The organism is Schwartzia sp. (in: firmicutes) (assembly GCF_978017985.1).
In genome coordinates this window covers 1-6441 of the sequence record NZ_CDXDFU010000175.1, presented here as the reverse complement: position 1 = coordinate 6441, position 6441 = coordinate 1, and the positions used below count along the sequence as shown (strand labels likewise).

The following is a 6441-nucleotide window of genomic DNA, read 5'->3' as shown; positions in this document are numbered from 1 at the left end:
CTTTTTAGCGCTTTCAAGCTCGATATTATGGCGCTGATGATAGTTGAAGCTGATAGGATACAGCTCCATGCCCTTGCTGTGTGCAACGGCCATGCATACGGTAGAATCAAGTCCTCCCGAAAGAAGAACAACTGCTTTTTCCATATTGAACTTCCTCCTTATCCGCGCAGTGAAGATACTGCAGCTGCGAGATCATCACTGCCGAACACTGCAGAGCCCGCAACAAGTACATTGGCTCCCGCTTCAATAACTTCCTTCGCTGTTGTCGGGTTAATACCGCCGTCAACTTCGATATCCACGTCCAGCCTGCGCTCTGCCATCATATCACGGAGCTGGCGGATTTTTCTAAGGGTTGACGGGATAAATTTCTGCCCGCCAAAACCCGGATTTACTGTCATGATAAGAACCATATCCAGTTCATCAAGAAGAGCATCTGCTTCGTATACAGACGTACCCGGATTCAGAGCAAGTCCTGCCTTCAGTCCGTGAGCATGAATCTGCTGCACGATACGGTGTGCATGTTTTGCAGCCTCCGCATGGAATGTGATGATATCCGCGCCTGCTTTTGCAAACGCATCAATCTGCGTTTCCGGGTGCTCCACCATGAGGTGCACATCAAAAACCTTTTCAGTGTGCGGACGAAGCTTCTCAACGACCGGCGAGCCTAACGTAATGTTGGGAACAAATGTCCCGTCCATCACGTCAATGTGGATATAGTCGGCGCCTGCCCTGTCAACACGCTGAACCTCTTCTCCCAATGATGCGAAGTCAGAGGATAAAATTGACGGTGCTATGTAAATCATGTTCTTACTCCTTTATTTATCACTTTTGCCGGATTCGTTCTGTTTGCTTGGTCCGGCATTTCCTGTGTTTTCATTTTTTCCCGAGGACGGACGTTTTCCGTTGGAAACAACAAAGTCAATGCTTGTTCCTTCCTCAACGGAAGTACCGCTCGGAGACTGGCTGATGATAGTTCCCGGTGCCTGTCTGCTGTCCTGTTTGGTGATTGAACCAACTTTAAGCCCAAGAGATTTCAGGCTGGATTTAGCGGAATCAATAGTTCCTCCCGTAAAGTCAGGAACCTTTATCATCTGCACCTTTTTACCTTTGCTGACGGTAAGGTCTACAGTTTTGCCTTTATTGATTTTGCTTCCCGGCTGCGGGTCCTGGTCAAGAACCGTGCCTACGTCCTTATCGGATTCCTTCATGTAGACACTGCCCAATGTCAGACCCATTTTACGCAGTTTTTCTTCAACTGCGGATTTTGAGAGTCCCTTGAGGTCCGGCATTGTAAGTTCTTCGCCGCCCTTGCTTACGTAAATAGTAATTACTCTCTGTTCCTTGACGACAGCTCCTGCCTCAGGCGACTGTTTTGCAACCTGTCCCGCAGGAACATTCGCATCATACGTTTCCGCAATATTTACCCGCAGATTCTGCGCTTCAAGAAGCTGCTTTGCCAATGCAACCGGACGTCCGGTTACATCAGGAACAGAAATCTCTGCCGAACTCCAGAATTTACCGAAGGACAGAAATGCTCCCAGCGCAAAGCCCATGATGAGCACCGCGACGATACTGAACACGAATTTTCTGGACTTATAGACAGGCTTCTGAGCTTCGTCTTCTGACTCTGCTTCCAGGTCATCAGCTGTAACACGGGGCATCATCTGTGTTGCAAACGGGTCAACTGTGGCAACCGATTCCTGCTTAAAACCGAGAAGATGCTCGGCGGACGCTATATCCTCTGCCAGCCCTTTAGCGTCAGGACGATCCTGCGGGTCTTTTGACATTGCCTTAAACACAATAGCCTCAACAACAGCAGGAATCTGCGGGTCAATGGAACGCAGGGAACGCGGCTGCTCCTGCAGATGCTTCAGAGCAACGCTTACAGTTGTTTCCCCTGTGAACGGCAAATGACCTGTGAGCATCTCATACAGCACAACGCCAAGAGAATATACGTCAGATTTCGGAGTAATCTTTGTCCCCTTTGCCTGCTCCGGTGAGAAATAGTGTACTGAGCCTACAACATTTCCGTTGTATGTCATAGTCGTGGAAGTCACTGCTCTTGCGATTCCAAAATCCGCAACCTTGACACGTCCGTCCTGCATAACCAGAATGTTATGCGGTTTTACATCACAGTGCACAAGATTATTTTTGTGAGCATGTGACAATGCTTCTGCTATTTCCTTTGCGATTTTCAAAGATTCTTCAATGGACAGATGCCCTTCGCGGGTTATTTTATCCTTTAAGGTTTCTCCATCCACATATTCCATAACGATGTAATGCGTACCTTCCTGCACACCGACATCATAAATATTCACAATGTTGGAATGTGAAAGACGGGCCGCGCCCTGTGCTTCCATCTGAAATTTTCCCAAAAAATCTTTATCTCCTGCAAGCTGCGCATGCAGAATTTTAACGGCAACCACGCGGTCAAGAATCTTGTCGTGTGCTTTATACACATCTGCCATTCCGCCACCGCCGATGCGTTCAAGAATCTCATATCGATTGTCCAAAACGCCCTGTACCATGGTTGTATCCTCCTTACATCATTTGCAAAATCAAATTACGGGCAATCGGTGCGGCTACAATTCCGCCACCGCCGCCGTTCTCTATTAAAACAGCAAAAGCTATCTTTTTCCCTTGAACCTGCGCTGTTCCAATGAACCACGCATGGTCGTTTCCGGAAGAATTTTCAGCAGTTCCGGTCTTTCCCGTAACACGGACACCGTTTACATAAGCCGCGGTTCCTGTACCCTCACGGACTACTTCTTCCATATATCCATCTATAATCTGTGCCTCAGTCTTTGGAATACTGCCGCTCCATGCTGCAGGCACAGCTCTTGATGTTACAATACCTCTTGATGAAAGTACTTCATCAACAATATACGGCTTCATTATTTTACCATTGTTGGCAAAGCCTTCTGCAAGCATTGCCATAGCCAAAGGTGTCACAAGAAGTGTACTCTGACCTATGCCAATCTGCGCAACCTCTCCCTTTGACAGAGCACTGTAATCGGGAAGCTGTGCAATGGGGCTGTCAAGCTCTCCGGATAAAGCCTTGTTAAATGAAACCGCGGAAAACATGCTTTCGAGTCCGCTCTTTCCCATACGTGATGCAATGGTGCCAAATGCCACATTGCAGGACTCTGTAATTGCTTCCCTGAGAGTGACCTTTCCGTGTACTTCGCCGTGGCTTTCGGCTATTGTATACCCTCCGCCGACGTCAAGCACTCCGCTGCAGTCGAAAATTTCTTTCTGATTTACATTTCCGCCTTTCAAAGCGAAAGCGGCAACCAGAGGTTTAATCGTAGACCCGGGCGGATAAAGTCCGTGGAGCGCACGGTTCAAAAGCACGCTGTCCTCCCGGTTTGAAATATCCTCCCAGTTTTCTGCCGCAGACTCAGGATCGAAAGATGGCGTACTTGCCATAGCAAGCACGGCACCCGTCTCGGCATTCAAAACCACAACGGCACCTTTTCGGTCTCCCAGTGCGTCATAGGCTGCCTGCTGAAGCTCTGCATCAACAGTCAGTTTTACATTGCAGCCCTCGGCATCAGAAAACAGCTGTGCGACAGGGCCTATATGGCTGTCTGCCGACGCCCGTCCCGAAAGAGCCATGGCCGAATAATGCTCGACGCCTGCGGAGCCTATCTCTATGCCCACATACCCCGTTACGGGAGCCGCTGCGGCTCCGTAGGGATATCTTCTGATACCCGATTCATCGGTCTCGGCAAGAACTCTGCCGTCCGAATCAAGAATCTTACCGCGTGCTATCCCCGAAACCTCACGGAGTCCGCGGGAGTTAAGGGGATGATGCGTAAGCTCCTGACCTTCAGCACATTCAATATATAAAATATAGCAAAACAGGCAGATAACAAGGCCTATAAGCAGCCATGCAGCCTGAAGTATATTTTTTCTGATGGAATCGCTCGGTTTACCCGACACGTTCATTTCCCTCTTTTTCCAAAATCGTAAGCAGCGCCAGCATCAAAAAACTTGCTATCATTGAGCTGCCGCCGTAACTGATAAACGGCAAAGTAATGCCTGTAAGGGGCAAAAACTTCGTAACTCCCGCGGCGATGATAAATGCCTGCAGTATAAATGCAGTCCCGCATCCCGCGGCAATAAGTGTATATACAAGACGCGTCTGAAGAAGCGCCGTCTGTATCGCGTAATAAAACAAGAACAGATATCCGAGAAGAACTGCAGTCATACCCAGAAAACCAAGCTCCTCAGCGATTGCCGAAAAAACAAAATCTGTATGAACCGCAGGAATAATATCCGGATTGCCATGGGCATACCCCACTCCCCAGATGCCGCCTGTGCCAATCGCAAACAGCGACTGGACAACCTGATACGCCATTCCCGAGGGGTCCTGCCAGGGATGCAGCCATATAGCTACACGGACGCGGACATGCGAAAAGAGCATATAGCTAACAGCTGATGCCGCCGTAAAAAACAGCATAGCAGCAGCAACATAGGATTTGCTGCCCGTAGCCATGTATGTCATGAACACGGCAATCCCGAAGAAAAGCAGTGCCGAGCCCAAATCTCTTGCAATAACAAACATCAGCATTGCCATGCCCCATATTAAAAGGAGTGGAGCAATAAATCTCAGCGGCGCTGTCTCAAACAGGAAAAACCTTCTCAGATTTTCAGTCAGCACCTGACGGTGGTCTGCCAGATAAGCCGCAAGAAATAAAATCAAAACTATTTTGCCGAACTCGGACGGCTGAATCGTAATTGACCCCAGCGCAATCCAGTTCCTGCTGCCTCCGATTTCAGTACCGAAAAGCAGCGGCAGTATAAGCAAAATAAGGCACAGCGCACCGAGACTGTACTGATAATCCAGAAGCGCCAGCACTTTTTTCTTTGCCATGACCACAGAGGTAAAAACAACTATTCCCACAAGAACCCAGCAAAGCTGCATCTTGAAAAGCGCAGGCACCAGCCGTGCGGTCATCAAAAGTCCAATGCAGGAAAGAAAGACTGCTATAGGGAAAAATTTTACCGTGCGGCGAAACCGATGAGAAAGGAAAATCTCCGTTCCCAGCATAAAAACCACGACAGCAGCCAAAAGTGCCAGCACCGTGGAATCTATTCCCGGCCAGTGTCTCAGCATCAGAACTCCGAGTCCGCAGGCTAAAGCCAAAACAGGCCCCAAAAGGAGCTGAACCCCACTTCTCTCAAGCATGATAATCCACTACCACAGCAGTTATATTATCACGGCTGCCGGCATCCAATGCCGCCTTTACAAGCATTGCTGCTTTATCATGTTCAGTATCGGATAAAAGAATGCTCAGGATTTCATCATCTGACACCACAGTTGTAAGGCCATCTGTGCAAAGCATAAGCATGTCATCCGCTCCCACACTGAACTTCCCAGTATCAACCGCAAGGTCTTTTTCAACACCAACGGCACGCGTCAGCATATTTCTGTTGGGGTGATTTTTTGCTTCTTCAGGAGTAATTTCTCCATTTTCAATCAGATTCTGCACAAAAGAATGGTCTTTTGTAATCTGTGTCATTTCTCCGCCACGAATAAGATAAAGTCTGCTGTCTCCTACATGAGCGTAGACGCAGACATCCTCATCTGCGTGAAAAAGCGTTGCGGTTGTTCCCATCCCTGAGTATTCGGAATGACGCGAGACCTTTTGCAGTATCGCCTCGTTTGCTTTCAGCACCGCGTTTTTCAGAACCGGCTCGTCTATTTTATCCTCACGGCTTAAAACATCCTGTATTGTAGCAATAACTATATGACTTGCAACCTCTCCGGCAACATGGCCTCCCATGCCGTCAGCCACCACATAGGTACCGGATGCCATGCAGGCATAACTGTCCTCATTAATAGGTCTGGTCGTTCCTATATCGGTCGCTGCATAAACCTTTGACACTACAGTCACCTCTCAAAAAGAATCGTAATAGTACCAAGCCTTATACGATCCCCGTTTTTTAATATCCTGCGTTCTTCCAGAAGCTCCTCATTCACGAAGGTATGATTCGCGCTTCCGAGGTCCTGAACAGTATAGAGTGTCTGCACACGCTGAAAAATGATGTGATGATGTGAAATAAAACTGTCTGCAATCACAAGATCGTTATCATCGGCGCGTCCTACGGAAAGACTGTCGCTGAAAGCAAACCGTCTTCCTTTATACTCCTCGGGACCTTCTACGAAGGTAAGCACAGCCTCTCCGGGGCCTCCGGCAGGGCTTTCTTTGTCCTGCGCCGGCATTTTCAGAGCCGGAGCAAGACTCTTTCCCATCTTCCACAGGAAATAAAACAAAAATATCAGTATTCCATACTGCAGAATTACCTTAAACAACGAGATAAGCACAGAATTTATCATTCCGGCACCTCGTACCGCAATACGGTGTTTCCTATCTGAATCAAATCGTCCGGCTGCAGGACAATGCTGTCAATACGCTTTCCGTTTACAAATGT

General features: G+C 48.3%; 7 protein-coding genes. All 7 read right to left on the bottom strand.

Features of this window, described 5'->3' with window-relative positions:
* Window positions 1-144, bottom strand: a 144-nt coding sequence (locus ACY69O_RS07690; protein ID WP_462332884.1) for a 7-cyano-7-deazaguanine synthase, incomplete at its 3' end; no start/stop codon positions are given.
* Between the two features lie 14 nt (window positions 145-158).
* Complete coding sequence (rpe, locus tag ACY69O_RS07685; protein ID WP_462332883.1) at window positions 159-803, bottom strand: ribulose-phosphate 3-epimerase; 645 nt, start codon at window positions 801-803, stop codon at window positions 159-161.
* Between the two features lie 12 nt (window positions 804-815).
* Window positions 816-2528, bottom strand: coding sequence for a Stk1 family PASTA domain-containing Ser/Thr kinase (pknB, locus tag ACY69O_RS07680; RefSeq protein ID WP_462332882.1), 1713 nt, complete (start codon window positions 2526-2528; stop codon window positions 816-818).
* A gap of 13 nt (window positions 2529-2541) precedes the next feature.
* Window positions 2542-3945 (bottom strand): peptidoglycan D,D-transpeptidase FtsI family protein, encoded by a 1404-nt coding sequence (locus ACY69O_RS07675; RefSeq protein WP_462332881.1) that lies wholly within the window; start codon window positions 3943-3945, stop codon window positions 2542-2544.
* Complete coding sequence (locus tag ACY69O_RS07670; RefSeq protein WP_462332880.1) at window positions 3935-5194, bottom strand: FtsW/RodA/SpoVE family cell cycle protein; 1260 nt, start codon at window positions 5192-5194, stop codon at window positions 3935-3937. The genes ACY69O_RS07675 and ACY69O_RS07670 overlap by 11 nt, the downstream gene beginning before the upstream one ends.
* The gene (locus tag ACY69O_RS07665) at window positions 5187-5894 is read right to left on the bottom strand and encodes a Stp1/IreP family PP2C-type Ser/Thr phosphatase (protein ID WP_462332879.1); all 708 of its coding nucleotides are present in this window, start codon (window positions 5892-5894) and stop codon (window positions 5187-5189) included. Before ACY69O_RS07665 ends, ACY69O_RS07670 begins: the two co-directional genes overlap by 8 nt.
* A gap of 5 nt (window positions 5895-5899) precedes the next feature.
* Window positions 5900-6346, bottom strand: a complete 447-nt coding sequence (locus ACY69O_RS07660) for an FHA domain-containing protein (protein WP_462332878.1) — start codon at window positions 6344-6346, stop codon at window positions 5900-5902.
* Between the last annotated feature and the right edge of the window lie 95 nt (window positions 6347-6441).

Coding starts and splice junctions, on each gene's coding strand:
- rpe (WP_462332883.1), bottom strand. CDS start 803: ATGATTTACATAGCACCGTCAATTTTATCCTCTGACTTCGCATCATTG.
- ACY69O_RS07670 (WP_462332880.1), bottom strand. CDS start 5,194: ATGCTTGAGAGAAGTGGGGTTCAGCTCCTTTTGGGGCCTGTTTTGGCT.
- pknB (WP_462332882.1), bottom strand. CDS start 2,528: ATGGTACAGGGCGTTTTGGACAATCGATATGAGATTCTTGAACGCATC.
- ACY69O_RS07660 (WP_462332878.1), bottom strand. CDS start 6,346: ATGATAAATTCTGTGCTTATCTCGTTGTTTAAGGTAATTCTGCAGTAT.